Source organism: Streptomyces sp. NPDC096132 (assembly GCF_044763345.1).
Classification (GTDB): Bacteria; Actinomycetota; Actinomycetes; order Streptomycetales; family Streptomycetaceae; genus Streptomyces.
On the sequence record NZ_JBIWGA010000107.1, the window covers coordinates 1 to 1,037 of the forward strand.

The following is a 1,037-nucleotide window of genomic DNA, read 5'->3' on the forward strand; positions in this document are numbered from 1 at the left end:
GAGGCGTACCGCGGCCATGTCTTCTGGGACGAGCTGTTCGTGCTGCCGTACCTCCACCTGCACTTCCCGGAGGTCTCCCGCGCCCTGCTCCGCTACCGCCACCGCCGCCTCGACCGGGCCCGCGCCGCCGCCCGCGCGATCGGCCGGCGCGGCGCGCTGTACCCCTGGCAGAGCGGCAGCGACGGGCGCGAGGAGACGCAGCAACTGCATCTCAACCCCCGCTCGGGACGCTGGCTGCCGGACCACTCGCGGCTCCAGCGGCACGTCGGCTCGGCGGTGGCGTACAACGTGGTGCAGTACTGCGAGGCCAGCGGGGACGACGAGTTCCTGCACACCAAGGGTGCGGAGATGCTGCTGCAGATCGCCCGCTTCTGGGCGGACTCGGCCACCTGGGACGAACGGCTGGGCCGGCACCGCATCCGGGGCGTGATGGGTCCCGACGAGTACCACGACGCCTATCCCGGCGCCCGGCAGCCGGGGCTGGACGACAACGCGTACACCAACGTCACCGCCGCCTGGGTGCTGGCCCGCACCGTGGACGTGCTGCGGGCCCTGCCGGAACCCCGCCTGCGCGAACTCGCCGAGCGCACCGGCCTGGACGGGGGCGAGCTCGAACAGTGGGAAGGCGTCTCCCGCACGCTCCACGTGCCCTTTCACGACGGCGTCATCAGCCAGTTCGAGGGCTACGGCGACCTCGCCGAGCTCGACTGGGAGGGCTACCGGCGGCGATACGGCGACATCCGGCGCCTGGACCGGATCCTCGAGGCGGAGGGCGACACGGTCAACCACTACAAGGCGTCCAAGCAGGCCGACGTCCTGATGCTCGGCTATCTTTTCTCGCCGCACGAACTCCGGGGCCTCTTCGAGCGGTTGGGCCACCGGCTGGACGACGACACCTGGCACCGGACGGTCGACCACTATCTCGTCCGCACCAGTCACGGCTCCACCCTCAGCGGTCTGGTCCACGGCTGGGTCCTCGCCCGCGCGCGGCGCGCCGAGGCGTGGACGTACTGCCAGGAGGCCCTGCGCGGCGACAT

General features: G+C 71.8%; 1 pseudogene. It reads left to right on the forward strand.

Annotated elements, in window-relative coordinates:
* A pseudogene (locus ACIRF9_RS52735) lies at nt 1–1,037 on the forward strand (glycoside hydrolase family 65 protein); the annotation flags it as partial.